Genomic DNA, 26,000 nt, shown 5'->3' with positions numbered 1-26,000 from the left:
GAATAGATGCGACAGAAGAGAAAACGTAAGATCATAAAAACAATACCGAAAAAGAAGTATGTGCAGAAGCCTCCTCATAAGGGAACTTTTTGGTCGGAATATTCATTTGCTATAATCGCCTTCTTTTTTATGGTGTTTGTGTCTTTTTTATTGTATTATTCTTCACTTCCAGAAAATTATGATAAAGAAACAGTAGGAAATATCGTACGCCATGAACTTAAATATGACATGACTCAAGGGCGAATGGGTGGTAGTGTTTCTTATTCTTTCGTAGTCTATTATCAATATATGGTTGGAGGAGACCATTATTCTAGCAAAGTTTCTTTGGGTTATACCAGACAGAATATCCCTTTTATTAAAAAAATAAAGGATTATGGCTCTATGTATCCTGTGACGGTTACATACGATAGCCATAATCCTCAAATTAGTACGATTGTTGTTGAGTGAAAGGGTTAATTGGTGACTGTTTTTCTACCGGTCACTTTTTTATTTCTTGTTCTTAGAATATTCAATTATCTTAGAAGAGAAGTCTACAAAATCGGTGAATAATTGTAGAATGCTTAACCATTAGAAGCTATGAGCATGAGCCAGCGGATTTATAATCCGCTGGTCTTTGGTATCAGGATTTTTAATCCGCTTATCTTATCCGATCGTTTAAAATCCTTTGTCTCTTTCGATTTTAATCGTACATTTATCCTCTCTAATCAAATTAGTATATCAATGGATACTGCGAATCGAGTTTTAGATGAATTATATTTTGTTACTTCTACCGTTGTTGATTGGATAGATATCTTTACCCGTCCTAAATACAAGCATATAATTCTGGAGTCACTAGCCTATTGTCAGGAGAAAAAAGGCTTAAGAATTTATGCCTGGGTATTAATGAGTAACCATTTGCATATGATTGTCAGTTCCGGAACAGAAGCATCTGTTTCGGATATCCTTCGAGATTTTAAAAAGTTCACTAGTAAACGTATTATGGCAGAACTCGAAACAGATCCTCAAGAAAGTCGTCGCGAATGGATGCTGGATCGTTTTCGCTTTGCCGGAGCTAATGACAAAAAAATATCTAAGTATCGTTTTTGGCAAGAAGGTAATCATCCCGAATTAATTTATTTGCATGACTTCTTTCTGCAAAAATTGAATTATATTCATAATAATCCGGTGAAGCAGGAGATTGTTGCACGGCAGGAAGATTATTTATATAGTTCGGCGGTGAGTTATGCGGGTGATAAAGGACTGCTAGAGGTGATTGTAGTTTAGGAAGGCAAGAGGTTAAGGAGCGGATTACAAATCCTGATACTCAAGCAATCGGATTGCAAATCCGATTGAACAGGGTTGAACAGAGAACGGAAACCTACTTTAAATGATTTTATGGCGAACTTTCATGTAAGATGTGATGTTGTTTAGATAGAAAAATGTATCTTTGTAATGTAGTAAGTTTGATTCATTCATGCATTTAGAAAGAGTAAGAAATGAAGAGACCGGAGATTATAGAAGCTATTCGTGAAACATTAAAACGTGTTGCTCCCAATGCGCAGGCTATTTTATATGGTTCAGAGGCGCGTGGGGATGCCAGGCATGATAGTGATGTTGATTTACTCATTTTAGTGGAAGGTGATAAAATGACATTGGCTAAAGAAGAAGCTATCACATTACCTTTATATGAATTGGAATTGAAAACAGGTGTTAGTATTAGCCCGATAGTTGTTTTGAAGAAATTTTGGGAGAACCGGCCTTTTAAAACACCTTTTTATGTAAATGTGATAAACGAAGGTATTGTCTTATGAAAGAAATTCTAGATAAGGAAAGTAAGAAAGCACTGGTCGCTTATCGGATACAACGTGCTTATGAAACATTGAGAGAGGCTGAGGTTATGATACGTGAGTCATTCTATAATGCTGCTATTAACAGGCTGTATTATGCATGCTATTATGCAACTGTAGCTCTTCTTTTAAAATATGATATTCAAACGCAGACTCATAATGGGGTGAAGACGATGCTTGGTCTGCACTTTATTTCGACAGGAAAACTTCCTGTAAAAGTAGGAAAAACTTTTTCTACATTATTTGAGAAAAGGCATAGTGGAGATTATGATGACTTTGTATATTGTGACGAAGAAATGGTAAACAACTTATATCCACAAGCGGAGACTTTCATAAATAGTATTCAAGAATTAATAAGAGATAAAGAGTAGGAATCTATACAAAGAAGGTGATCCGTCCCAGTGGATTTTGAATCCGCTTGCTTCACTTATGTGTTGTTGATTTATAAAAGCAGAGATTATGAGTAATAAAATTTATCCTATCGGTATTCAGAATTTTGAAAGCCTTCGTCAGGATGGTTATTTTTATATTGATAAAACGGCATTGATGTATCAAATGGTAAAAACCGGGCGTTATTACTTTTTGAGCCGTCCGCGCCGTTTCGGAAAGAGTCTGCTCATTTCTACTTTAGAGGCTTACTTTCAAGGAAAAAAAGAACTGTTTACCAGCTTGGCAGTAGAAAAGTTGGAAAAGGATTGGATTAAATATCCTATATTGCATCTCGACCTGAATATCGAGAAGTATGACACTCCGGAAAGTCTGGATAAGATATTGAATGATAATCTGGAATATTGGGAAAGCCAATACGGCACCCGTCCGTCTGAGACATCTTTTTCCCTGCGTTTTGCAGGTATCATTCAGCGTGCTTGTGAGAAGACCGGACAACGTGTAGTTATTCTGGTAGATGAGTATGACAAACCTATGTTACAAGCTATCGGCAATGAAGAACTTCAAAAGCAATTCCGAAATACCCTGAAGCCATTTTATGGCGCTTTGAAAACGAAGGACGGGTATATAAAGTTCGCTCTGCTTACCGGCGTGACAAAGTTTGGCAAAGTCAGTGTATTCAGCGACTTGAACAATTTGGATGATATTTCAATGTGGAATGAGTACGTCGAAATTTGTGGTGTCAGCGAGCGTGAAATCCATGAAAATCTGGAAGCGGAACTACATGAATTTGCAGCAGCACGTGGAATAACGTATGATAAACTCTGTGAAGATTTGAGAGAGTGTTATGATGGCTATCATTTTACGCACAATTCAATCGGCATGTACAACCCGTTCAGTCTGCTGAACGCTTTCAAACGTAAAGAGTTTGGTAGTTATTGGTTTGAAACGGGTACGCCTACCTATTTGGTGAAGTTACTGCAAAAACATCATTATGACTTGGAACGGATGGCTCATGAAGAAACCGATGCCCAGGTGTTGAACAGTATAGACTCTGAATCTACTAACCCCATTCCGGTAATTTATCAGAGTGGATATCTAACCATTAAGGGATATGATGAACGTTTTGGCATGTATCGCTTAGGTTTTCCCAACCGTGAAGTAGAAGAAGGATTTGTTCGTTTTTTGCTTCCCTATTATGCAAATGTAAATAAGGTAGAGTCCCCGTTTGAAATTCAGAAGTTTGTCCGTGAAGTGGAGGCGGGTGATTATAACTCTTTCTTCCACCGTCTGCAAAGTTTCTTTGCAGACACTACTTACGAAGTGATTCGGGACCAGGAGTTACATTACGAAAATGTTCTTTTTATCGTTTTTAAACTGCTAGGTTTCTACACCAAGGTAGAGTATCATACGAGTGAAGGGCGCATCGACCTTATCTTGCAGACCGATATATTTATTTATATCATGGAATTTAAGCTGAACGGTACGGCAGAAGATGCTTTACAGCAGATTAACGACAAGAATTATGCTCTTCCTTTCGAAATGGACGGACGTAAACTCTTTAAAATAGGAGTAAATTTCAGTGCGGAAACCCGTAATATTGAAAAGTGGATTGTAGAAACAAAAAACTAGCCCGGCAAATAGTGAGGCTAGTCTTTTGAAGTCATAAGTCTTTTTATTCTTTTATTTCTGGAACCAATATAAACTTCGTATCCGGGAAATACTTCTTCAGCCAGTTTTGAATGAAGTTCATCGTATCATTCTGAATCGTTTTATCTTTTACGGTAGGATACATATTATAAAGTACTGTATCCAGTACAATACCGCGTTTTTGTATAGCTTCAAGGCTAAGCAAAGTATGATTGATACTTCCTAATTTACCGGAAGTAACAAAGATAAGCGGATAATTCTCTTGGGCAATGTAGTCTATTGTCAGAAACTCTGTTGTTAGCGGAACCATTAAGCCACCTGCGCCTTCGAGCAGAACAAAATCATAGCGTTCACTTAACTCTTCCGTAGCACGTTTGATTTTGCCGAAGTCAATGGGACGGTTATCCAGTTGGGAAGCGAGATGAGGAGAGGCAGGATAAGAGAAAATTTCCGGCATAGTCAGTCCTTCTTTGTCTTCTTCTGTAAAGGAGATTCCCATGATACGACGATGCAAATCAATATCCTCGGAGTGACCGATGTTTCCTGTTTGGATAAACTTTTGAGTGATGGTACGCTGTCCGTTCTTGTTCCATTCACGAGCTAGAAATCCGGTGGCGTAGCTCTTGCCGGCATCGGTGTCGATACCGCTTACGAAATATACATTCTGTTTCATACTTTTTTCTTTTTTGCGATGATATAAATAGGGTGATAGGTCAGGGACACTGAAGTGCCCTGGGTAAATTCTTGTGTGTAACGTTCACTGAATAACTGCAAGTCACGACGTGTCCGCAGTTGTTGGGAAGAGGTGCCGGATATTCCGGTTACTCCTGTCTGCTTCAAATGATAAAGTACTTTTAGTGGGTTATCAAACGAAAGAGAAATAAGTTCTTCTTCCGAATGGAGTATGTCAAAGTGGGATGACAAGGCTTTAACAAGCTCTTCCCGTGAACGATAAGGGAGCCCGTTTCCTGTTAACTCTCGTATCTCTTTCATATTCTCTTTACCGAAAGTGCTGAAAGCGAAATAGCCTTGATTATTAAGCAGGGTGTTGCACCTTTTGAAAAAGTTTTCAGGAGATTCGAACCATTGCAGAGCCGAGCAGGAAGTAATTAATGTACTTTCAGCGGGGAAAGGAACTGTTTCTGCATCTCCCGGAAGAAAGGAAACCTGTTCTTTTCTTAATATATCCTCGCAACAGTACTTCATTTCCGGGCAAAGGTCGTTTAGCAATAATTCTTTCGGCCGAAGGGCCTGAAGTAGCATACGGGAATAAATACCTGTACCGCATCCGAACTCAATCACTTTTGAACAGGGAAAAGAGATGTGTTCTGTAAGCAGGTGAATCATTTTATCTGCTATTTGCCGTTGTACGTTTGCTTCCTGGGGATAAGTAGCAATGGCTTTAGAGAAACGTTCGGCGATTAGTTGTTTATCCATAAATCGATCATTAGTTGATTTGCATGATTACATTATCAAAAAGGTCTTGTTGATAATGAGCGGCTTCTGTATATTCAAGGGAATCCACTTTGTTTCTCCATGCCAACCATTGGCTATCCGGCAGGAAGATACGGTCGCTCTTTCCTATGATGGCTCTTTGCCATGCAAAATCCGACGGTGGCAATGATAAGTATTGCTTTTGTATGGCAGCAAGCTCTTCTTTGAGCTCTTCAACGGGACGTTGGGGAGCTACTGTCTGAAAAGCCTTGTAATCGGCTGCTGAACCGCACATTCTTCTTTGAAACTTTTGCAGGGATTGTTCATTCAGTCCTTGCAGGGTTCCTTCAAAAATGGTAGGAGTAATCCCTTTCGTTTCATGTATAGGAGAAAGAGTCCCATTGATAGCGATACTTTGGGAAAGGGGCAGGGATGGATATTGTTTCATTATCTGTGAGGCTGCCCATACTCCCATTGACCAGGCAATGAGGGTGATTTCGGAATATTCTTGCAAAATGTCGGCATCGAACTCTAATGAACGATAATCATAGCAAATCATCCAGTCCTTATCGGTCGGGTGAATTTGCAGGAATGGAGTTTCATCCATTCCCCAGCCTGCGAAGAAAAGCAATAGATGCTTTTGATTATTCTTTATGATAAAATACTGTTTCATCCGTTTATCAGTTTGATGAGTTGGTCGATTCCATGTTCGGTGATGTCCGCTGTCAGTGAGAAGCGGATGCGTGAAGTCCCTTCGGGAACCGTAGGCGGACGTACCGGCAATGCGTAAAATCCTTTGCGTTGGAGTTCTTCTGCTTTCAATATGGTATCTTCACTTGCTCCGACAATCATAGGGACAATATGGCTTACCGAGGGGCAATTGTATCCTTTGGTTGTAAGGGCTTCCTTTAGCTTTTCACTGATTTGTAGCAGGTGAGTTCTCTTATGTTGTAAAGCAGGAAGACGTTCTAACACCCATGAAGTCCACTGAATATTGATAGGAGGAAGTGCAGTGGTGAATATAAACGTGCGCATTTTATTGATAAGATATTCCCGAATGAGTTGCCGGCAGACAATATACGCTCCTGCCGAGGCAATGGCTTTCCCGAATGTACCTACTAGAAAGTCTATATCGTTGATACATTCTTGTTCTTCAGCACATCCTAATCCTTTTTTCCCTCGTACACCAAAAGCATGAGCCTCATCTATATAAAGAAGAATATTGGAATAGTTCTTTTTGAGTTGAATGAGAGCGGGAAGATCAGCTTCATCGCCATCCATGCTGAAGATACTTTCGGTAACAATAATAATCTGCTCATAAGCGTTATGATTTTCAGCAATCAGTCGCTGCAACTGGGAAATATCATTGTGACGATACCGGACACATTTAGCTGATGATAATTTAATTCCGTCTATCAGGCTTGCATGCACCAGCTTGTCAGCAAGAATCAGGGTGTGAGTGTTGCAAATGGCAGGAAGTATTCCTGTATTGGCATGATAACCACTATTGAATATGAGTGCACTTTCGGTTCCGAACATGGTGGCTAGCTGTTGCTCCAACTTCTGATAGTCACTAAAATTACCGGTCAATAACCGGGAAGAAGAGGAGGTAGGCAGGAAAGTTTCGGGAGTGAGCGTCCTTAAGAATTCCTCCCTCAATGAAATGTCATTGGCCAGTCCGAGATAATCATTAGAAGATAGGTTCAACATTCGTTGTCCGTTCAGCAGAACATCTCGTCCCTCGTGGATTAGCGGTGGGAGAGAACGGTAGTTCTTTTTCTCTTTCAAGGTCTGGAGTTCCTGGTTTATATACTCTAATGTCATGAATTATAGGTTGTTTTTTTGAATAACTTTAAGTAACCCGGAAGTCAGTTTGCTTAATTGTTCCGAAGTAATGATGAAAGGCGGCATTAGATATACCAGTTTGCCAAAGGGACGTACCCAGATTCTTTCTTCCACAAATCGTCGTTGCATATAGGCCATATTTACCGGACGCTTCATCTCAATGACTCCGATAGCTCCGAGTATTCGTACATCAGCTACTTCCGGAAATTCCCGTGCAGGTGCCAGTTCTTCTTTCAGTTGAGTTTCGATTCGCTTCACATTCTCTTGCCAATCGGATTCGAGTAATAGGCGAACGGAAGCGCAAGCCACTGCACACGCAAGTGGATTACCCATAAATGTAGGCCCGTGCATAAAAGCTCCCGGTACATGGTTGGAGATGGTATCTGCTATCCGGTTACTGGCTAATACAGCAGAAAGTGTCATATATCCTCCGGTCAGTGCTTTGCCGATGCACATGATATCCGGTTCTACTCTGGCGTGTTCCCACGCAAAAAGTTTGCCGGTACGTCCGAATCCCGTTGCTATTTCGTCGAAGATTAGAAGAATATTGTGCTTCCGGCAAAGCTTTTCTGCTTCACGCAGATACTGCGGATGATAAAACCACATGCCACCTGCTCCCTGTACCACCGGTTCCAGGATAAGCGCTGCCAACTCTTTTGAATGTTTTTCAATCATCTCTTGCAGAGGTAGTATATCTTCCGGATTCCATTCTCCGTCGAACCGGGAAGTGGGGGACGGGACAAAATAACGTACAGGCAATGCTGAACCGAAAAGACTGTGCATACCCGTCACCGGATCACATACAGACATGGCATTCCACGTATCACCGTGATAGCCGGAACGGATAGTCACGAAATTATTCTTTTCCGGTTTTCCTGCTGCATACCAATATTGTACAGCCATTTTCAGTGCCACTTCTACGGCTACCGAACCGGAGTCTGCATAGAATATTTTCTGCATGGAAGAAGGAACCAAAGGCAATAATAGTTTCCCCAATTCAATGGCCGGATCATGCGTCAGTCCTCCGAACATGACATGAGACATTTTATCTAATTGTTCTTTTGCCGCCTGATTCAATACCGGATGATTATATCCATGCACTGCACACCACCAAGAAGACATTCCGTCAATGAGCGTTTGTCCGTCTTCGAGGGTAATGGTGGCTCCCTCTGCCCGTTTCACTTTGTAGACAGGAAGCGGATCGGTAGTCGAAGTGTACGGATGCCAGATATGTTCGCGGTCAAACTGGGAACCGGCGAAATGATAACCTTCTTCCTGAATCATCTTTTTGTCTTCCGATACTTTGGAACCGAGAGTTGTCAGCAGGTCGCCTACGATAGCCGAGTTAATACCGATATATAATGCTTTGTGCATCGCCTCGGAAGAAAGTTGTGAACGTCCTCCGGCAAATCTTAGAAAAGCTGTCGGATTAATAAAACGAAAGATAGCGATGGTTTTAAGTATTTCTTCTTCGCTTAAAGGCTGCTCGTTTTCCAGTGGAGTTCCCGGAATCGGACTAAGCAGATTGATAGGTATGGACTGAACATTCAGTTCTTTTAAAGTGAAAGCAAATTCAATCCGTTGCTCCATCGTTTCTCCCATACCGATGATACCTCCGCAGCAGATATCCATGCCTACACGACGGGCTGCATCGAGAGTAGCCAGTTTTTGTTCTTGTGTATGTGTAGTGCAGAGTTTGGAAAAATAAGACGGAGCCGTTTCCAGGTTACAGTGATAACGGGTGATTCCGGCTTCGTATAGGGAACGTAGCTCTTCTTCGTTAAGTAACCCCAGAGAAGCACAGAACTGAATGGACGAGTGACGTCGCATTTGACGAACGGTATCGCAAAGTTGGGTAATCTGTTTGGGAGATGGTTTTCGTCCGCTGGTAACGAGAGAGAAACGGTTGACGTCTTGAGCTTCATTGTATTTCGCCTGTCGGAGACATTCTTCAGCGGGAAGGAGATCGTAAATATCGGCTTTAGTCTTGTAATGAGAGGATTGTGCACACCATTTACAGTTTTCCGGGCATCGGCCGGACTTGGCGTTGATGATGGAACACATGTCGAATTCGTGCGAAGCACGTGCGACGGTAATCTCATGCGTGGCGGCATATAGCGCCTCGCTGTCAGCCATGTTGGCTAGCCAAGCGGCTTGGTCGGGCGAAATATCAATGCCTGCCAACACTTGGTCTTTTATTTCCTGAAGTGTCATAAATGTATGATAAGGGATAGTAATTTTAGCATTCTGCTTGCGAAGGGCAACGTCCACAACATTGATGTGCAGATGACCGATTTGGAATTCACGTCCCATACTCGCAAAAGCGGCATAGTTCTTTCTGCCCCAATAACGGAAGCGGGAAAGAAGGGTACGTGTGGTCTGTATGTGGCGTTGTTGCTTCATTGATTTTTTATTTTTGTTCGTTAGAACGTGGCAAATGTACAAAGATTCTTTGGATAAGCAAGCAAGTTTACGATTTCTGATATCCGTACTTTTATTTCTTTTTCCTGTATTCTTTGCGCAAGTTGAAATTGAATCCGGCATATATCTGAAGAGTGCCGAAGCCATTGTTTACAGAGAAATTATTCCGGTGGTAATTATAGTTTTTCCCAACGAAAGAAGTACCTACAAAGTATTTTCCGTTATTATAAACAACCCCTGCACGAAGTAGAAAATCCAGATTAAATTTGCCGTACCATGCTTTTCCTTCGTGAGTTTCCGCATCTACATCAGAGGCTTTATAGGCAATGGCAGGGGTGAGAGACAAACATGCCAGGCAGTTGCGGGCAAAGACCCAGTTGTAGGCATATCCGAAACTGATATTGGCATTGGTATATTTTATATCCTTGACTTTCATACCGGGATTCATTGTCTGCTGTAGAAAAACAGGAAGTTCTGTGTAGTCGAAGTCGAGATGATGCTTTGAAATAGAAAAACCGGCAATAAATGTTCCCGCGTTGCGTCGTTGGTTGGTGGACTGGCTGAAGGCGGCCGGATAAGAGAATTTTCTGTTATTAAAGATATAATATAAGTTCAGTCCTTTTATATCCACCTTTATTCCACTGAAATCCTCGGAATAGTTGGAGGGAATATCTTCAGAAAATCCTCTGATCTTATGTATCTTGTAATTGTTTCCGGTACGACGGTAGAATATATCTACGCCAAGTTTGGAACTATATAAGCTAAGGTCAAACTCTGTACCTCTATTCTTCCGGTTGGTTTTCCGATAGATATCATCCACATCTACGGACCATCCCAGGAAAATCCATCGCCAGCCGAAATACAATCCTATTTTATTATGCGGGTTGGGAGAGAAACTAAGTTTTTGTGGTTGAGGCTGTTCGCTGGTGACAGAGTAATATTCGAAGTTGCTGAAATGAGTAGCCATCAACGCATAATTATAACGGTTCGGGCTGATATAGAGCGTATCAAAATCACTGAAATTCATAAATTTCTTGATTGCTCTTTTGAAAGGACTGGACTGGGTGACCGTTGTGGAATCTATTCTTGTACTATCATTTGTAGAAAGGGCTTTCTCTTCACTTTGTGCCTGTAAGGACAGTGAAAATAACAGAAAAAGATATAGAATAACCCGTTTCCCCATGCGGTTCTTTGTTGTTTTAGATGTTTTTCGTTTCACGAATGTACTACCTTTCGTTGATTTATGCTAGTAATCTTCTAAAAAATGTTTCGTTTCCTAAACAAAAAAGTTCAATATACTGTTAGTTACAACAAGCAAATAAATCTTAAGCCACAAAATTATGAGAATCTATTTACGTTTATTAGTCGTGTCTCTTCTGCTTTTTGCAGGAAATATAGTATATGCGGAAGCACAGCAGGAGAAACGCGTGACGGGTACGGTGACTTCTGAAGGGGAGCCCTTGCCTGGTGTCTCCGTACAATTGAAAGGAGCATCCTCCGGCACCATCACTGATATTGATGGAAATTATTCAATTGAAGTTCCTGCTACCGGCACTTTAGTGTTCCGCTTTGTAGGAATGAGATCGGTAGAGCAACCGGTGAATAACCGAAGTGTGATTAATGTCACGTTGGAATCGGAAAGTAAAGAACTGGAAGAAGTAATGGTAGTAGCTTATGCTACCGCTAAGAAGTATAGTTTTACCGGAGCAGCTTCGACGATGAAAGCAGGTGAGATTGAAAAGCTACAGACTTCGAGCGTATCGCGCGTATTAGAAGGGACGGTGTCCGGAGTGCAGGCTAGTGCGGCAAGCGGGCAGCCGGGTACGGATGCGGAAATCCGTATTCGTGGTATCGGATCTATCAATGCATCCAGTGCTCCGCTTTATGTGGTGGACGGTGTTCCGTTCGACGGTAGTGTGAACTCTATCAATCCTGATGATATATCTTCGATGACAGTATTGAAAGATGCGGCTTCTGCTGCTTTATACGGTTCACGTGGCGCAAATGGGGTGATTATTATCACAACCAAGCAGGGAGATCAAAATACCAAAGCGACCGTAAAGGTAAAAGCCTCTTTAGGAGGTTCCAATCGTGCCGTGCGTGATTATGATCGTGTCAGTACCGATCAATACTTTGAATTGTATTGGGAAGCACTTCGCAATCAGTACGCCAAGAGCGCGGATTATACTCCGGCAACTGCTGCGGCACAAGCATCCAAAGACCTGGTTACGAAATTGATGGGAGGTGGACCGAATCCTTATGGTCCCCAATATGCGCAACCGGTCGGTACAGATGGAAAATTGGTGGCAGGTGCCCGCCCATTATGGAATTCAGACTGGAGTGATGCCATGGAACAACAAGCACTTCGCACAGAGTTGAATCTAAGCGTTTCCGGAGGCGGAAAAGCAAATCAGTATTTCTTTTCAGCCGGCTACCTGAATGATAAAGGTATTGCGCTTGAATCGGGTTATCAGCGTTTCAATCTTCGTTCCAATATCACCAGCGAAATGACTTCTTGGTTGAAGGGAGGAGTCAATTTGAGTTTTGCACATTCTATGCAGAACTATCCGGTTTCTTCTGACTCCAAAACCAGTAATGTGATTACTGCAGGACGTACCATGCCGGGATTTTATCCGATTTATGAAATGAATACCGACGGTAGCTACAAATTGGATGAGAATGGAGACCGCATTTATGACTTCGGCTCTTATCGTCCTTCCGGTTCGATGGCAAACTGGAATCTGCCGGCTACTTTGCCTTTAGACAAATCAGAACGAATGAAAGATGAAGTCTCCGGTCGTACTTTCTTGGAAGCTACGATTATTGAGGGATTGAAATTCAAGACTAGTTTCAACTTTGACTTGATTAATTATAATACGTTGGATTATACGAACCCCAAATTGGGTCCGGCTAAAGAAAACGGCGGCGGCGTCAGCCGAATGAATACCCGTACTTTCTCCTGGACATGGAATAATATTGCTACGTATGACAAGACAATTGGTGAACATCATTTTAATGTTCTTGCCGGTGTGGAGGCCTATTCTTACCGCTACGATGAACTGACGGCATCACGTTCCAAAATGGCGCAGCCTGATATGCCGGAGCTGGTAGTCGGTTCACAGTTGACCGGAGGTTCGGGGTATCGCATCGACTATGCGTTGGTGGGTTATCTGACTCAAGCATTATACGACTATCAAAATAAATATTTCTTCTCGGCATCCTATCGTCGCGACGGTTCTTCACGTTTTGCGCCGGAGACCCGCTGGGGAAATTTCTGGTCGTTGGGTACTTCCTGGCGTATCGACCGGGAAGAGTTTATGGCAAGTACTTCCGACTGGTTGTCTGCCTTGACTCTGAAAATGAGCTATGGTGCGCAGGGAAATGATAACCTGGGTACTTATTATGCGAGTAAAGGACTTTATACCATTGTTTCCAATTTGGGAGAAAATGCGTTAGTGTCCGACCGTATGGCGACTCCGAATCTGAAATGGGAAACAAACCTCAACTTTAATGTAGGTATCGACTTCTCCCTGTTCAATAACCGTTTTTCCGGTTCATTTGATTTCTTTACACGTCGTTCGAAAGACCTGCTTTATTCACGTCCGATAGCTCCTTCCCTGGGATATGGTTCTATTGACGAAAATGTAGGAGCCTTGAAGAATACAGGTATAGAAATGGTGCTTAACGGAACGATTATCAATCAGAATGGTTGGGTATGGAAACTGGGTATGAACTTGACGCATTATAAGAATAAGGTGACGGATCTCCCATTGAAAGATATGCCGCGAAGTGGTGTGAACAAGTTGCAGGTAGGTCGTTCGGTGTATGATTTCTATATGATAGAGTGGGCGGGAGTAGACCCGGAAAATGGAGATCCGCTGTGGTATAAGAATGAGGTGGATGCAAATAAGAATCCGACCGGAAAACGTGTCACAACAAATGATTATGGTTCGGCTGACTATTATTATGTCAACAAATCGTCTCTTCCGAAAGTATATGGCGGATTCAATACGTCTCTTTCTTGGAAAGGATTTGATCTTTCGGCTATCTTTGCTTACAGTATCGGTGGATATATCTACAATCGTGATGTTACAATGATTCTGCACAATGGAAGTTTGGAGGGTCGCGACTGGTCGACGGAGATTCTAAGAAGATGGACTCCCGACAATCGCTATACCGATGTCCCTGCTTTGAGTACTACTTCTAATAACTGGAACTCGGCTTCCACTCGCTTCTTGCAGAATAATTCGTATATGCGATTGAAAAACCTGACACTTTCCTATAACTTACCCAAACAATGGATTAGTAAGTTGTCATTGAGCAGTGTGCAGGTATATGTACAAGGAGATAATCTGTTTACCATTCACCGGAATCAGGGACTAGACCCTGAACAGGGAATTACCGGTATCACTTATTACCGTTATCCGGCTATGCGAACCATCTCCGGAGGTATCAATGTTTCTTTCTAAATTCAGACTAAATTATGAGAAAAATAAAAATTCAATCCATTCTTGCGGCAGTTGCCGGACTTTTCCTGGCAACGAGTTGTAGCAGCAGTTTTTTGGATACGGACCCCACAGATGCGGTAAGTTCGGATAAGGTATCTGTACCCGAAAATGCGGAGGCACTTGTGAATGGTGCCTGGTATAATCTGTTTGATTATTCAAGTACCTATGCCAATATCGGTTATCGGGCACTTCAGTGTCTGGATGATATGATGGCAAGTGATATTGTTTCCCGTCCGAAATATGGTTTTAACTCTTCGTATCAGTTTAATGATATAGCGCAATCCTCAAATGGTAGAACAGAGTTTGCCTGGTATCTGATATATAAAACGATAGATAATTGTAACACTGCCATTTCTATCAAGGGGGATTCGGAAGAACTCCGTCAGGCACAGGGACAAGCATTGGCATTACGCGCCTTTTGTTATTTGCACTTGGTACAGCATTATCAATTCACCTACTTGAAAGATAAAGATGCTCCGTGTGTTCCTATATATACCGAACCTAGCAATAGTTCCACTGTACCGAAAGGAAAATCAACAGTGGCACAGGTTTATCAGCTTATTTTCGACGATCTCACTTTGGCGAAGGACTATTTGAAAAACTATGTCCGCAGCGGTGATAATCAAAAGTTCAAACCGAATGTTGCAGTGGTTGACGGTCTTTTGGCTCGCGCTTACTTGCTGACCGGACAATGGGAAGAAGCCGCAAAAGCTGCCGAAGCAGCACGTGCAGGATATACGTTGATGACAACTACAGCCGAGTACGAAGGTTTTAATAATATTTCCAATAAAGAATGGATATGGGGATTTCCTCAAATTCCTTCCCAATCGGATGCCAGCTATAATTTCTATTATTTGGATGCAACATACGTAGGAGCATATAGCAGCTTTATGGCTGATCCCCATCTGAAAGATACATTTACCGAAGGTGATATTCGTTTACCTTTGTTTCAGTGGATGCGTGAAGGATATTTGGGATATAAGAAATTTCACATGCGTGCAGATGATACGGCTGATCTGGTCTTGATGCGTGCTGCTGAAATGTATTTGATAGAAACGGAGGCGAAAGTTCGTGACGGCGTAGCGTTGGCCCAGGCTGTAGCTCCATTGAATACATTGCGTAATGCCCGTGGAGTAGGGGATTATGAGGTGACAGGAAAATCACAGGAAGATGTAATCAATGAGATTCTGATGGAACGTCGCCGTGAACTTTGGGGGGAAGGATTTGGTATTACCGATATACTTCGTACACAAAAGGCAGTAGAACGTGCTGCTTTATCGGATGAAATGCAGAAGACAGAAGTCGATTGCTGGCAGGAGGGTGGTAGCTTTGAAAAACGAAATCCTCTGGGACATTGGTTCCTCAACTTCCCGAACGGTAAACCGTTTACAGTAAATAGCACCTATTATTTGTATGCTATTCCACAGAAAGAAATTAACGCTAACCCTAACATATAAATAGCTCTCTTAATTTTTTGACTTTGACCTTAACTTGTAGACCGGTATACGTCGTGACGATGCATACCGGTCGTTTTCTTTGGAAAAGAGGGAGCGCAAAATGTGACACACCCCATTTTATTTAATCTAATCTTATTCTATTTTTTTCTTCTTCAAATTCGGTAAAAAGAATGTGACCAATCCTAGTAGCGGCATATAAGCACAGATATTATATACATATTCAATACTCGTTTTATCCGCTAAATTACCGAGTACGGCAGATGCTACACCAGCCACCCCGAATGCAAATCCAAAAAATAACCCTGATATTAATCCGAGCTTGGTAGGAAGCAATTCCTGTGCATAAAGCAATATAGCGGGAAAAGCGGAAGAAAGCATCAATCCCACACAGAAGCTAAGGATAATAGTCCACATCAAATTAGCATGTGGCATTAGTAAACTGAACGGGGCAGCTCCCAAAATAGAAGCCCAGATCACATACTTCCGACCAATTCGGTCACCGACAGGTCCACCAATTAATGTTCCGATAGCAGTAGCTACCAGAAAGATAAATAAATATAGTTGCGAATCTTGTACGCTTACATTAAATTTATGAATCAAGTAGAAAGTATAATAACTCGTGAGACTTGCCATATAGATATATTTGGAGAAAATCAGAATCAGCAATATCGCGATTGAAAGGGCTGTCTTATCCATAGGCAAAGGAAGATGAACAGGTTTTCTGACACTGACGGTCTGTGCTTTCATCCGGTTTAGATATGATTTATACCATTTGCAAATTGGGTACATCACTCCGATAGCAGCTAAAGCCACAAATGCAAATACGATGAGATGTTGTCTGCCATAAGGAGCCACCAACAGAGCAACCAGTAAAGGACCTAATGAACCTCCGAAGTTACCACCTACCTGAAAGAGCGATTGTGCTAGTCCACGTTTCCCGCCGGAGGCAAGGAATGTGATACGGGAGGCTTCCGGATGTAGTACGGAAGAGCCAATTCCGATTAAGAATACGGAGGCTAATATCCAGTATAGATTATCAGAGAATGCTAAGTTTATCAAACCAATCAGTGTAAAGCTCATTCCGATAGGCAACGACCATGCAACGGGATATTTATCAAAAATGATTCCGGTAATCGGTTGAAAGACCGAAGCCGAAAGCTGATAAACCAGTGTGATAAGGCCGATTTGCGCAAAACTTAATCCTAAATCATCTTTGAATAGCGGATAAGCTGCTGAAACAACGGACTGTAAAAGATCATTGAGACAGTGTGAAAGACTTAATGCGATTAAGATGGAAAATGTAATTTTTCCTACGGGTTGTTCCTGATTTTGTACCATGATACCTATTGCTTTAGAAGTGTTCCTGAAAAATTGGCTGCAAAGGTACGCAAACTTTCCCGTTTCTCTAAGACTAAGGATTCTAAATTGTCGTTAATTCAATTTTGACTAACTGAACTATTCTCCGTACCTGCTGTTGTTAAATAAAAAAGGAGGATTATATGGGCTTTATTTGGTATATCATTATTGGTATTGTGGCTGGATTCCTCGCAGGTAAAGTAATGCGCGGCGGAGGCTTTGGTCTTATTATAAATTTATTACTTGGTATTCTTGGAGGTGTACTGGGCGGTTGGGTATTTGCCCTTTTCGGACTGTCAGCTTCAGGATTGATCGGAAGTTTGATAACTTCCACTGTAGGGGCTATCCTTGTATTATGGATTGCTTCCTTATTCTCGAAATCTAAATAGATATTTATATAATTTATTTTTAATCCTAAAAACAGAACTTAATTATGGAATGTAGACATGGAAATTTCTGGATTGGACTCGGAATTGGGTCAATCCTCGGCGCAGTAGCTTATCGTCTTTCACGTACAGCAAAAGCAAAACAGTTGGAAAGCGAAATTTATAATGCTATCCATCGTATAGGTCGCGATGCTGAAATAGCAGCTGCTCATGCTGAAAGAAAAGCAATGGATCTTGGACTTAAAGCAGTAGAAACCGGTGCGGAAATTGCTGATAAAGTAGCGGCAGAAGCCGACAAAATGGCCGGAAAAGCAAAAGATAAGTGGGAAAAGTAAGAATCCCAAAACGGGTAATCGATTTAAATATAATTGGTTACCTGTTTTATTTTTTGTATATTTAATCTTTTATCCCTAGCTTTATTTAGTCATCGTATCAATGTGTGTGCGAACACATTTAGGCTAATCTTCTTTATTATTATCGTTTCCTTCAAGAATTGGGAGTTACTTTCTCTCTAACTTTTCATCTGAAAAGAGTCTTTTTCTCTATACTATCTTTACTTTTTCTTATGTTTAACAACATGTATGTTTTCTGTTTGTTGGAGTTAATTATTTGATTATTAATTGTATATGTTTGTTTTGATATAATGTGTGTGCGCACACACTATTGCTTAATTCAATAATTCATTTTACTTTTGCCGATGAAAAACAAGATACTTATCAATATATGGATAAAGAGTTTTCAAATATTCGGATTGTAGACATTGCCAAGATGGCAGGTGTCTCTGTTGGCACGGTAGACCGTGTAATCCATAATCGTGGAAGAGTATCTGAAGAAAACAGGAAAAAAGTACAGGCTATCCTGGAAATGGTACATTACCAACCAAATCTGATGGCACGTTCATTAGCTGCCTCCAAAAAACAATATCATATCCTTGCAATAACTCCTTCTTTTGTGCAAGGGGAGTATTGGGAAGCTATTTCGGAAGGGATAGATAAAGCTGCGGCGGAAATGGAATCATATAATATCACCATTACCAAACTCTTTTTCGATCAATATAATAATAAGACTTTTGATGATATCATCCGAAATCTGCTGAATGAGAAAGTGGATGGGGTATTGATTGCGACTTTGTTTACAGATTCTGTTATCCGGCTTTCGCAGGAGCTTGACAGGAATGAAATACCATACGTGTATGTTGACTCCAACATTGGAGGGCAGCATCAACTGGCTTATTTTGGAACGGAATCTTATGATGCCGGAGTGATTGCTGCCAGATTATTGATGGACAGGCTTCCTTCTTCTTCCGATATATTAATGGCACGGATTATTCATAGTGGGAAGAATGATTCTAACCAGGGAAAGAACAGGCGCGAAGGTTTCTGTCATTATCTCACTGAAATAGGGTTTAACGGAAATCTGCATGAAGTAGAACTGAAAATAAATGATTCAGTGTATAACTTCATGAAACTGGATGAAATCTTTGAAGCTAATCCGAATATTAAAGGCGCTATTATCTTTAATTCAACTTGCTATATTTTAGGAAATTACCTGAAAGCAAGAGGAATGCAGGCTGTCAAACTGGTTGGTTATGATCTTATCGGCAGAAATACGCAATTACTTTCCGAAGGTGTGATAACCGCATTGATTGCGCAGCGCCCCGAGCGTCAGGGGTACGATGGCGTTAAATCATTGTGTAATCATTTGCTGTTCAAGCAGAATAGTGAGAAAGTGAATTTGATGCCTATCGATATTCTCCTTAAAGAGAATTTGAAATATTATCTGAACAATAAATTATAAACATATAAATTTATAAGAACCATGAATGAATTATTTAACGTAAAAGACAAAGTAGTTGTTATCACCGGCGGAGCTGGTATTTTAGGTAAAGGTATTGCTGCGTATCTCGCAAAAGAAGGCGCAAAAGTGGTTGTGCTCGACAGAAGTGAAGAAGCTGGAAAAGCATTGGTAGACAGTATCAAAGCAGAAGGAAATGAAGCAATGTTCCTTTACACTGATGTGATGGATAAGGAAGTGCTGGAAGGCAACAAAGTGGAAATTATGAAAGCTTATGGCCGTATTGATGTTTTGTTGAACGCTGCTGGAGGTAACATGGCAGGTGCAACTATCGCTCCGGATAAAACTTTCTTTGATTTACAGATTGACGCATTTAAGAAAGTGGTGGATTTGAACCTTTTCGGTACAGTATTGCCTACAATGGTATTTGCTGAAATTATGGTAGAACAGAAGAAAGGTTCTATTGTAAACTTCTGCTCTGAATCAGCTCTTCGTCCATTGACTCGTGTCGTTGGTTATGGTGCAGCTAAAGCAGCTATTGCTAACTTTACTAAATACATGGCTGGAGAACTGGCATTGAAATTCGGTAACGGCTTGCGCGTAAATGCAATCGCTCCAGGATTCTTTTTGACTGAACAAAACCGTACATTATTGACTAATCCGGATGGCTCTCTGACTGATCGTTCAAAAACAATTCTCGCTCATACTCCATTCAACCGTTTCGGTGAACCGGAAGATCTTTATGGAACAATCCATTATTTGATTAGCGATGCTTCCAACTTCGTAACAGGTACGGTAGCTGTAATCGATGGTGGATTTGATGCATTCTCAATTTAATAAATGGGGAATTGGGAATTAAAAATTGAGAATTGGCTGGGTAGCATCCGTATGCCGACTCTCAACTTTTAATTTTCAACTTTGATTTCTTAATTCTCAATTTTCAATTCTTAATTTAATAACAATATGTATTTATGTGAACAAACTTGGCGCTGGTATGGTCCTAACGACCCCGTTAGCTTGTGGGATATTAAGCAGGCAGGCGCTACCGGTATAGTAAATGCTCTTCATCACATTCCGAATGGTGAAGTGTGGACAGTAGAAGAGATCATGAAACGTAAGCAAATGATTGAAGAAGTAGGTCTGACATGGTCTGTGGTAGAAAGTGTACCTGTACACGAACATATCAAGACACAGACTGGTGACTTCATGAAATACATTGAAAACTATAAGGAAAGTATCCGTAATCTGGCGAAGTGTGGCGTAATGGTAGTTACTTATAACTTTATGCCCGTACTGGACTGGACACGTACTGACCTTGCCTATACAATGCCTGATGGCTCTAAAGCTCTTCGTTTCGAAAAGGCGGCTTTTGTAGCCTTTGACCTTTTCATCCTGAAACGTCCGAACGCAGAAAAAGATTACACTCCTGAAGAAATAGCTAAAGCAAAAGCTCGTTTCGAACAAATGAGTGAAGATGATAAGAAACTGTTGGTTCGCAATATGATTGCCGGACTTCCAGGTTCGGAAGAAAGTTTCACAGTAGAGCAATTCCAGCAGGCATTAGACCGTTATAACGATATTGACGCTGAAAAGCTCCGTTCCAACTTGATTTTCTTTTTGAAAGAAATTGCGCCTGTTGCCGATGAAGTAGGCGTGAAGCTGGTGATTCACCCGGATGATCCTCCTTACACTATTTTAGGTTTGCCACGTATTTTGAGTACGGAAGACGATTTCAAAAAACTGATTGAAGCCGTGCCTAACGAATCCAATGGCCTTTGCTTATGTACAGGTTCTTTCGGAGTGCGTGCCGACAATGACCTTGCAGGCATGATGGAACGTTTCGGTGATCGTGTAAACTTTGTTCACCTGCGCAGCACACAACGTGACGAAGAAGGAAACTTCTATGAAGCGAATCATCTGGAAGGGAATGTAGATATGTACGGCGTAATGAAAGCTCTTATTCTTTTGCAACAACGTCGTAAATGCTCTATCGCTATGCGTCCCGACCATGGTCATCAGATGATTGATGATTTGAAGAAAAAGACAAATCCGGGATATTCTTGTCTGGGACGTCTTCGCGGACTGGCAGAACTTCGTGGCTTGGAAATGGGTATCGCTAAATCTATTCTTTAGTTGAAGTTTTAATTAGCACTTTATTATAAAAACACTATGACTATTATTGAACGTGATAATAGTTGTGGTGTTTTTTTTATTTATTCTTTTTCACTTGTTGAGGGATAAGTGAGGCGAATAAGTCTCCAACATGCGTATCTTTATCGGCTTTTTTTGCTTTCTTCGGTTTGGGAGGATCGGGGATAATAAGCAAAGCTATTTGTGCACAAGCTTCTGCGTCAGCAAGTGCGTGGTGGTGATTCTCTAAGTTATATCCGCACCGTTCTGCTACCGTATGCAATTGATGATTGGGCAGATCTTTTCCGAAAACTTTTCTAGAAGTACGGCAGGTACAATAAAATTTGTAATTAGGATAAGTCATGTCATACAATTCGTGAACTGCCCGAAGACAACCTTCATCAAAAGGACTATTGTGTGCAACAAGTGGCAATCCATCTATCAACGGTTTGATTTCAGCCCATACATCAGGAAAATCTTCGGCTTCCATCGTATCGTCATAAGTTAATCCGTGGATAGCCGTTGTCCATTGCGTATAATAATTAGGAGCAGGACGAATGAGACGATAGATTTTATTCACGATCTTACCGTCTTTTACAATGACAACACCTACACTACAAACACTTGTACGTTTACCATTGGCTGTTTCAAAGTCGATGGCTGCAAAGTTCCTCATTTATTTCCTTGTTTTAGAGAAACAAAGATAATACAAAAAAGGGTCATGCAAAATATAGAAATAGGATTGATAACCAGGAAATTTATTGATTTTAATGAAAATGAATGTTTTTAATGGATGTTTTCAGTGAAATACCTTTCTTGTTGTGAAAATTATGCTATTTTTGCCAAACATAAACAAAAAAGCATGAACAAAACCTACTTCAAATATAAATACGTTTTAATATTCATTCTTTCATTGATTGTTTTTATAGGTGGACTAAATTATAAACACTGGTATGTTACTGACAATTTGATGGTAAAGCGTATTTCCCTGATTTACTCCATATCTAAAGATGATATTGGCAACAGAAATATAGAAAAGTTGTTGTATCAGGAGTTTCAGAAACAAGGGATAGAGGTAACGTTTGATAAGTTTTATTTTGATTGTAGCAAATATGATGAGAAAGAGCGGATAGAACATGTAAGGGAATATCTTGAATTTCTAGAAAGTAAATCGACAGACCTTATTCTGACCGTTGGTGATCAGGCAACTAATTCTTTATTATCTACCCGTCACCGGTTATTATCTTCTATTCCCGTGGTAGCTTGTAATGTGCATTTTCCCAATGAAGAACTGATTGAAGAATACGATTCGCAGAAAGTTTATGTATTGCGTGATAGTCCCGATCTGAAACGTAATATCGACTTTATAAAAACATTGTATCCCTATAATGATATGGAGATTATTTATAATATAGATCTGACCTTTCTTGGACATAAATCTTTCGATAGCCTTTCCCGAGTGGTTGACAGGAAGAATGTGAGAGTTTTGGGCTATCAAAAAGCATTTGTGCAAGAGTGTGATTATAAGCATTTGACGGAGATGATTGAATATTTTAATCTGACCCCCGGTTTGATAAATGATAATGTTAACAAGAATGGTCTGACAATAAGTCTTTGCCCCTTTCGTTATATAAAAGGATCTTCTTTGTTAGTAATGTTGAAACAATCAAAGAGAAGACAACAAAATCAAGCGTTTTTACTGGATAAATTAGATATGCTGGCAATTCCGATAGTAACAGCTTTAAATATTCCTTCTTTTAGTTGTATTCGTGAAGGTTTCGGTGAAAATGCTAAGATTGTCGGTGGTTATATGGCTACAGAGGGTATTACGGCGAAGGCTTCCGCTAGCCTTGCTGCACGCTTATTAAAGAAAGAAAAAATAGGAATGCCTAAAATAAGAGATTTAGAAAAAGAGTATGTACTGGACTGGACATATTTTTCTGAATATGCGGGTGATATTAGTAATGTTCCGCAAAATGTTCGTATGATTAACTATCCCTTTTATGATCGTTATCGAAAAGAACTTTATTTGTTGGGTGGGTTGTTTGTTTTCTCTTTTATTTTGGTAACCATTAGTTTGTTACGTACACATCGCCGTTCGTTGATGGAGCGTAAGAATCTTCAAATGCTGGAAGAAGCGCACAAACGATTGACTCTTTCTATGAATGGCGGCAAAATTTCACTTTGGAATATTCAGGAAGGTATTCTTGAATTTGATGATAATTATGTACGATTGGTTGGCATGGAACAACGGAGATTTACAAAAGAGGATATTATGAGATATACCCATCCTGATGATGTACAATTGCTTAGCTCATTCTACGAAACATTATATCAGTCTCCCAGTATGCAAATACAACGAATACGTTTTTGTTTTGGAGGGAAAGAGGCAGATTATCAATGGTATGAACTTCGATGCAGTACCTTGAAAGATGCCCAGGGGGAGATTATGTTGGCAGGCATTATGCAGAATATTCAAAACTTGGTAGAGCATGAACAACAGTTGATTCTAGCGAAACAGATAGCAGAAAAAGCAGAGCTGAAACAGTCGTTTCTAAATAATATGAGTCATGAAATCCGTACACCGCTCAATGCTATTGTAGGTTTCACAATTTTATTAATAGGTGAGGGGGCTGATGAAATAGAACCGGAAGAGAAAGCTGCCATGATTGAAATAGTCAATAATAATAATGAGTTGCTTTTGAAACTGGTGAATGACGTATTAGAAATATCTCGTTTAGATTCAGGCAACTTATCCTTTGATATAAAAGAACATAACATTACGAAAATAATAAAGGAGATTTATGTCACTTACCAAACATTGATTCAGCCTTCATTATGCTTTATCCTTGAACTTGATGAAACAGTTTCCTTACCCGTTAACATCGACTGCTTCCGTTTTACTCAAGTCATCTCTAATTTCCTGAATAATGCAAATAAATTTACCAAAGAAGGAACTATTACTTTGGGGTGCAAAATATATAAAGAGCATCAGGAAGTTTGCGTTTACGTAAAAGATACTGGCAAAGGGATTGATGATAAAGAACTAATGATGATTTTTGATCGCTTTTACAAGACTGATGAATTTGAGCAGGGGAGTGGTTTGGGACTTTCCATTTGTAAAGTGATTATTGAACGACTGGCTGGACGTATAGAAGTGCATTCAGAAGTAGGAAAAGGAAGTTGTTTCTCCGTTATTTTGTCTTTGGCAAATATAATTTAGTACAATAAACAGAAGGTATTTAAAAGAAAAAAGCAAATAATGAAAGATAAGTTCAAACCCTGGCAGAGGTGGGTACTATTCGCTCTTGCAATGGCTGTTATTTTTGCATCGGGAGTAATTATTTCATTCCTGATGGAACACAGCGCAGAGGTTGTAAATGTAGACTATAAGAAAAAGATAAAAATAAACGGAATAGAAGCACGCAGCATTATTTTTGCTGAAAACTATCCACGTGAATATAAGACGTGGGTGGATACGACATCGACCGATTTGCACAGTAGATTAAATGGAAGAACTTCTATCGATGTTTTAGCGCAACGTCCTGAAATGGTCATATTATGGGCTGGATATGCTTTTTCTAAAGATTATTCAACACCGCGCGGGCATATGTACGCTTTACAGGATATTGTTCATTCACTTCGTACTGGTGCGCCTATGGGGGGTGCTGACGGTCCTCAATTTGCAAGTTGCTGGGTGTGTAAAAGTTCTGATGTTCCCCGTATGATAGAAGCTATTGGGGTAGATTCCTTTTATAATAATAAGTGGGCTGCATGGGGAGCCGAAATTGTAAACCCTATAGGATGTGCCGATTGTCATGAACCTAAAAATATGGATTTGCATATCAGCCGTCCGTCGCTCACTGAAGCTTTTAGCCGTCAAGGTAGAGATATTACTCATGCTACTCCACAGGAAATGCGTTCATTGGTCTGTGCACAGTGTCATTCGGAGTATTATTTCAAGGGGAATATAAAATATCCTACTTTTCCTTGGGATAAGGGCTTCACTGTTGAAGATTTAGAAAAGTATTATGATGAAATCGGATTTACTGATTATATTCATAAATTGAGCCGTGCCCCTATATTAAAGGCTCAACATCCTGATTATGAAATTTTCAAGATGGGCATACACGCCCAGCGTGGTGTGTCGTGCGCTGACTGTCACATGCCTTACAATGATGAAGGAGGGATAAAATATAGCGATCACCATATTCAGAATCCGTTAGCAGTGACTGAACGCACTTGTCAGACTTGTCATCGTGATAATAAAGAGACGCTCTGTAAAAATGTATACGAACGTCAGCAAAAGGCAAATGAGTTGCGTACACTTTTAGAAAAGGAGTTGGCAAAAGCACATATCGAAGCGAAGTTTACTTGGGATATAGGAGCTACAGAAAATGAAATGCAAGAAGCCTTGCTGTTAATTCGTCAGGCACAGTGGAGATGGGATTTCGGCGTATCTTCTCATGGCGGTTCTTTTCATGCCCCGCAGGAAACCATGCGTATTTTGGGGCATGGCTTAAATAAAGTATTCCAAGCTCGTATGCTTATCAGCAAAGTGCTTGTAGCGCATGGGTATACAGATAATGTACCACTTCCGGATATTACAACGAAAGAAAAAGCACAGCAATATATTGGTTTGGATATGGCTGTTGAAAAGGCGGACAAAGATAAATTTCTCAAAGAAATTGTCCCTGAATGGCTTCAAAAGGCAAAGGCAAACGGGCGTATTGTGAATTAGAATTTATTTTCACTATATTTCCTCTATGAAAAGCAAGACCGCGACTATCTTTGTGAGTGGAAACG

22 protein-coding genes are annotated in these 26,000 nt (G+C 40.5%); 14 read left to right on the top strand and 8 right to left on the bottom strand.

What is annotated here, in order from left to right:
• Positions 1–6: 6 nt before the first annotated feature.
• The 5 genes from DW173_RS08210 (at position 7) to DW173_RS08190 (ending at position 3,845) form a co-directional block, all read left to right on the top strand.
• Positions 7–447 carry a DUF3592 domain-containing protein gene (locus DW173_RS08210; protein ID WP_118195364.1) on the top strand — a complete coding sequence of 147 codons (441 nt, stop codon included), beginning with the start codon at positions 7–9 and terminating at the stop codon, positions 445–447.
• Positions 448–576: 129 nt separating this feature from the next.
• Positions 577–1,263 carry an REP-associated tyrosine transposase gene (locus DW173_RS08205; RefSeq protein WP_004316067.1) on the top strand — a complete coding sequence of 229 codons (687 nt, stop codon included), beginning with the start codon at positions 577–579 and terminating at the stop codon, positions 1,261–1,263.
• Positions 1,264–1,475: 212 nt separating this feature from the next.
• On the top strand, positions 1,476–1,790 hold the full coding sequence (locus tag DW173_RS08200; protein WP_004316066.1) for a nucleotidyltransferase domain-containing protein: 315 nt from the start codon (positions 1,476–1,478) through the stop codon (positions 1,788–1,790).
• Entirely contained in the window at positions 1,787–2,197 is a 411-nt protein-coding gene (locus DW173_RS08195; protein WP_049702466.1) for a HEPN domain-containing protein, read from the top strand. The genes DW173_RS08200 and DW173_RS08195 overlap by 4 nt, the downstream gene beginning before the upstream one ends.
• An 88-nt stretch (positions 2,198–2,285) precedes the next feature.
• Entirely contained in the window at positions 2,286–3,845 is a 1,560-nt protein-coding gene (locus DW173_RS08190) for an ATP-binding protein (protein ID WP_120144274.1), read from the top strand.
• A 43-nt stretch (positions 3,846–3,888) separates the two neighbouring features.
• Here the strand turns inward: DW173_RS08190 and bioD are convergent, their stop codons facing one another.
• From bioD to DW173_RS08160, 6 genes are all read right to left on the bottom strand, one after another.
• Positions 3,889–4,536, bottom strand: coding sequence for a dethiobiotin synthase (bioD, locus tag DW173_RS08185; RefSeq protein ID WP_120144272.1), 648 nt, complete (start codon positions 4,534–4,536; stop codon positions 3,889–3,891).
• The gene (gene bioC / locus DW173_RS08180; RefSeq protein WP_087318331.1) at positions 4,533–5,300 is read right to left on the bottom strand and encodes a malonyl-ACP O-methyltransferase BioC; all 768 of its coding nucleotides are present in this window, start codon (positions 5,298–5,300) and stop codon (positions 4,533–4,535) included. The genes bioD and bioC overlap by 4 nt, the downstream gene beginning before the upstream one ends.
• Before the next feature lie 10 nt (positions 5,301–5,310).
• Complete coding sequence (locus DW173_RS08175) at positions 5,311–5,970, bottom strand: DUF452 family protein (protein WP_004316904.1); 660 nt, start codon at positions 5,968–5,970, stop codon at positions 5,311–5,313.
• Complete coding sequence (locus tag DW173_RS08170; protein ID WP_120144270.1) at positions 5,967–7,121, bottom strand: 8-amino-7-oxononanoate synthase; 1,155 nt, start codon at positions 7,119–7,121, stop codon at positions 5,967–5,969. Before DW173_RS08170 ends, DW173_RS08175 begins: the two co-directional genes overlap by 4 nt.
• Before the next feature lie 3 nt (positions 7,122–7,124).
• Positions 7,125–9,545, bottom strand: coding sequence for an adenosylmethionine--8-amino-7-oxononanoate transaminase (bioA, locus tag DW173_RS08165; protein ID WP_120144268.1), 2,421 nt, complete (start codon positions 9,543–9,545; stop codon positions 7,125–7,127).
• A 91-nt stretch (positions 9,546–9,636) separates the two neighbouring features.
• Positions 9,637–10,746 carry a DUF4421 domain-containing protein gene (locus DW173_RS08160; RefSeq protein ID WP_120144266.1) on the bottom strand — a complete coding sequence of 370 codons (1,110 nt, stop codon included), beginning with the start codon at positions 10,744–10,746 and terminating at the stop codon, positions 9,637–9,639.
• Between the two features lie 157 nt (positions 10,747–10,903).
• Here DW173_RS08160 and DW173_RS08155 point away from each other — a divergent pair, with 157 nt between their 5' ends.
• Together DW173_RS08155 and DW173_RS08150 are read left to right on the top strand one after the other, a co-directional pair.
• Positions 10,904–14,032 carry a SusC/RagA family TonB-linked outer membrane protein gene (locus tag DW173_RS08155; protein WP_118219441.1) on the top strand — a complete coding sequence of 1,043 codons (3,129 nt, stop codon included), beginning with the start codon at positions 10,904–10,906 and terminating at the stop codon, positions 14,030–14,032.
• Positions 14,033–14,046: 14 nt separating this feature from the next.
• A complete protein-coding gene (locus DW173_RS08150; RefSeq protein ID WP_118195356.1) occupies positions 14,047–15,528 on the top strand; it encodes a RagB/SusD family nutrient uptake outer membrane protein in 1,482 nt (493 codons plus the stop codon).
• Positions 15,529–15,660: 132 nt separating this feature from the next.
• Here DW173_RS08150 and DW173_RS08145 read toward each other — a convergent pair whose 3' ends face one another.
• On the bottom strand, positions 15,661–16,866 hold the full coding sequence (locus tag DW173_RS08145; RefSeq protein WP_009039884.1) for an MFS transporter: 1,206 nt from the start codon (positions 16,864–16,866) through the stop codon (positions 15,661–15,663).
• A gap of 161 nt (positions 16,867–17,027) precedes the next feature.
• Between DW173_RS08145 and DW173_RS08140 the strand changes: the two genes are divergently transcribed.
• The 5 genes from DW173_RS08140 (at position 17,028) to uxuA (ending at position 21,197) form a co-directional block, all read left to right on the top strand.
• A complete protein-coding gene (locus DW173_RS08140; protein ID WP_004313353.1) occupies positions 17,028–17,273 on the top strand; it encodes a GlsB/YeaQ/YmgE family stress response membrane protein in 246 nt (81 codons plus the stop codon).
• A gap of 44 nt (positions 17,274–17,317) precedes the next feature.
• The gene (locus tag DW173_RS08135) at positions 17,318–17,605 is read left to right on the top strand and encodes a YtxH domain-containing protein (RefSeq protein ID WP_015532932.1); all 288 of its coding nucleotides are present in this window, start codon (positions 17,318–17,320) and stop codon (positions 17,603–17,605) included.
• A 388-nt stretch (positions 17,606–17,993) separates the two neighbouring features.
• Positions 17,994–19,067 (top strand): substrate-binding domain-containing protein, encoded by a 1,074-nt coding sequence (locus DW173_RS08130; protein ID WP_008643545.1) that lies wholly within the window; start codon positions 17,994–17,996, stop codon positions 19,065–19,067.
• Positions 19,068–19,088: 21 nt separating this feature from the next.
• On the top strand, positions 19,089–19,901 hold the full coding sequence (locus tag DW173_RS08125; RefSeq protein WP_005678019.1) for an SDR family oxidoreductase: 813 nt from the start codon (positions 19,089–19,091) through the stop codon (positions 19,899–19,901).
• Between the two features lie 126 nt (positions 19,902–20,027).
• The gene (uxuA, locus tag DW173_RS08120; RefSeq protein WP_120144264.1) at positions 20,028–21,197 is read left to right on the top strand and encodes a mannonate dehydratase; all 1,170 of its coding nucleotides are present in this window, start codon (positions 20,028–20,030) and stop codon (positions 21,195–21,197) included.
• Between the two features lie 76 nt (positions 21,198–21,273).
• Here uxuA and DW173_RS08115 read toward each other — a convergent pair whose 3' ends face one another.
• Positions 21,274–21,870 carry a 3'-5' exonuclease gene (locus DW173_RS08115; RefSeq protein ID WP_004313349.1) on the bottom strand — a complete coding sequence of 199 codons (597 nt, stop codon included), beginning with the start codon at positions 21,868–21,870 and terminating at the stop codon, positions 21,274–21,276.
• Between the two features lie 117 nt (positions 21,871–21,987).
• Here DW173_RS08115 and DW173_RS08110 point away from each other — a divergent pair, with 117 nt between their 5' ends.
• Positions 21,988–24,417, top strand: coding sequence for a sensor histidine kinase (locus tag DW173_RS08110; RefSeq protein ID WP_120144262.1), 2,430 nt, complete (start codon positions 21,988–21,990; stop codon positions 24,415–24,417).
• Positions 24,418–24,456: 39 nt separating this feature from the next.
• On the top strand, positions 24,457–25,935 hold the full coding sequence (gene nrfA, locus DW173_RS08105) for an ammonia-forming cytochrome c nitrite reductase (RefSeq protein WP_009039882.1): 1,479 nt from the start codon (positions 24,457–24,459) through the stop codon (positions 25,933–25,935).
• Positions 25,936–26,000: the final 65 nt, after the last annotated feature.

The sequence above is a fragment of the Bacteroides sp. AM16-13 genome (assembly GCF_003602705.1).
Classification (GTDB): domain Bacteria; phylum Bacteroidota; class Bacteroidia; order Bacteroidales; family Bacteroidaceae; genus Bacteroides; species Bacteroides xylanisolvens.
Note: the sequence above shows the minus strand (reverse complement) of the source record. Positions and strands in the feature narration are given on the sequence as shown.

Excerpts from the sequence above, each read along its gene's own strand:
- DW173_RS08210 (WP_118195364.1), top strand. The coding sequence starts at position 7 with ATGCGACAGAAGAGAAAACGTAAGATCATAAAAACAATACCGAAAAAG.
- DW173_RS08205 (WP_004316067.1), top strand. The coding sequence starts at position 577 with ATGAGCATGAGCCAGCGGATTTATAATCCGCTGGTCTTTGGTATCAGG.
- DW173_RS08200 (WP_004316066.1), top strand. The coding sequence starts at position 1,476 with ATGAAGAGACCGGAGATTATAGAAGCTATTCGTGAAACATTAAAACGT.
- DW173_RS08195 (WP_049702466.1), top strand. The coding sequence starts at position 1,787 with ATGAAAGAAATTCTAGATAAGGAAAGTAAGAAAGCACTGGTCGCTTAT.
- DW173_RS08190 (WP_120144274.1), top strand. The coding sequence starts at position 2,286 with ATGAGTAATAAAATTTATCCTATCGGTATTCAGAATTTTGAAAGCCTT.
- bioD (WP_120144272.1), bottom strand. The coding sequence starts at position 4,536 with ATGAAACAGAATGTATATTTCGTAAGCGGTATCGACACCGATGCCGGC.
- bioC (WP_087318331.1), bottom strand. The coding sequence starts at position 5,300 with ATGGATAAACAACTAATCGCCGAACGTTTCTCTAAAGCCATTGCTACT.
- DW173_RS08175 (WP_004316904.1), bottom strand. The coding sequence starts at position 5,970 with ATGAAACAGTATTTTATCATAAAGAATAATCAAAAGCATCTATTGCTT.
- DW173_RS08170 (WP_120144270.1), bottom strand. The coding sequence starts at position 7,121 with ATGACATTAGAGTATATAAACCAGGAACTCCAGACCTTGAAAGAGAAA.
- bioA (WP_120144268.1), bottom strand. The coding sequence starts at position 9,545 with ATGAAGCAACAACGCCACATACAGACCACACGTACCCTTCTTTCCCGC.
- DW173_RS08160 (WP_120144266.1), bottom strand. The coding sequence starts at position 10,746 with ATGGGGAAACGGGTTATTCTATATCTTTTTCTGTTATTTTCACTGTCC.
- DW173_RS08155 (WP_118219441.1), top strand. The coding sequence starts at position 10,904 with ATGAGAATCTATTTACGTTTATTAGTCGTGTCTCTTCTGCTTTTTGCA.
- DW173_RS08150 (WP_118195356.1), top strand. The coding sequence starts at position 14,047 with ATGAGAAAAATAAAAATTCAATCCATTCTTGCGGCAGTTGCCGGACTT.
- DW173_RS08145 (WP_009039884.1), bottom strand. The coding sequence starts at position 16,866 with ATGGTACAAAATCAGGAACAACCCGTAGGAAAAATTACATTTTCCATC.
- DW173_RS08140 (WP_004313353.1), top strand. The coding sequence starts at position 17,028 with ATGGGCTTTATTTGGTATATCATTATTGGTATTGTGGCTGGATTCCTC.
- DW173_RS08135 (WP_015532932.1), top strand. The coding sequence starts at position 17,318 with ATGGAATGTAGACATGGAAATTTCTGGATTGGACTCGGAATTGGGTCA.
- DW173_RS08130 (WP_008643545.1), top strand. The coding sequence starts at position 17,994 with ATGGATAAAGAGTTTTCAAATATTCGGATTGTAGACATTGCCAAGATG.
- DW173_RS08125 (WP_005678019.1), top strand. The coding sequence starts at position 19,089 with ATGAATGAATTATTTAACGTAAAAGACAAAGTAGTTGTTATCACCGGC.
- uxuA (WP_120144264.1), top strand. The coding sequence starts at position 20,028 with ATGTATTTATGTGAACAAACTTGGCGCTGGTATGGTCCTAACGACCCC.
- DW173_RS08115 (WP_004313349.1), bottom strand. The coding sequence starts at position 21,870 with ATGAGGAACTTTGCAGCCATCGACTTTGAAACAGCCAATGGTAAACGT.
- DW173_RS08110 (WP_120144262.1), top strand. The coding sequence starts at position 21,988 with ATGTTTTCAGTGAAATACCTTTCTTGTTGTGAAAATTATGCTATTTTT.
- nrfA (WP_009039882.1), top strand. The coding sequence starts at position 24,457 with ATGAAAGATAAGTTCAAACCCTGGCAGAGGTGGGTACTATTCGCTCTT.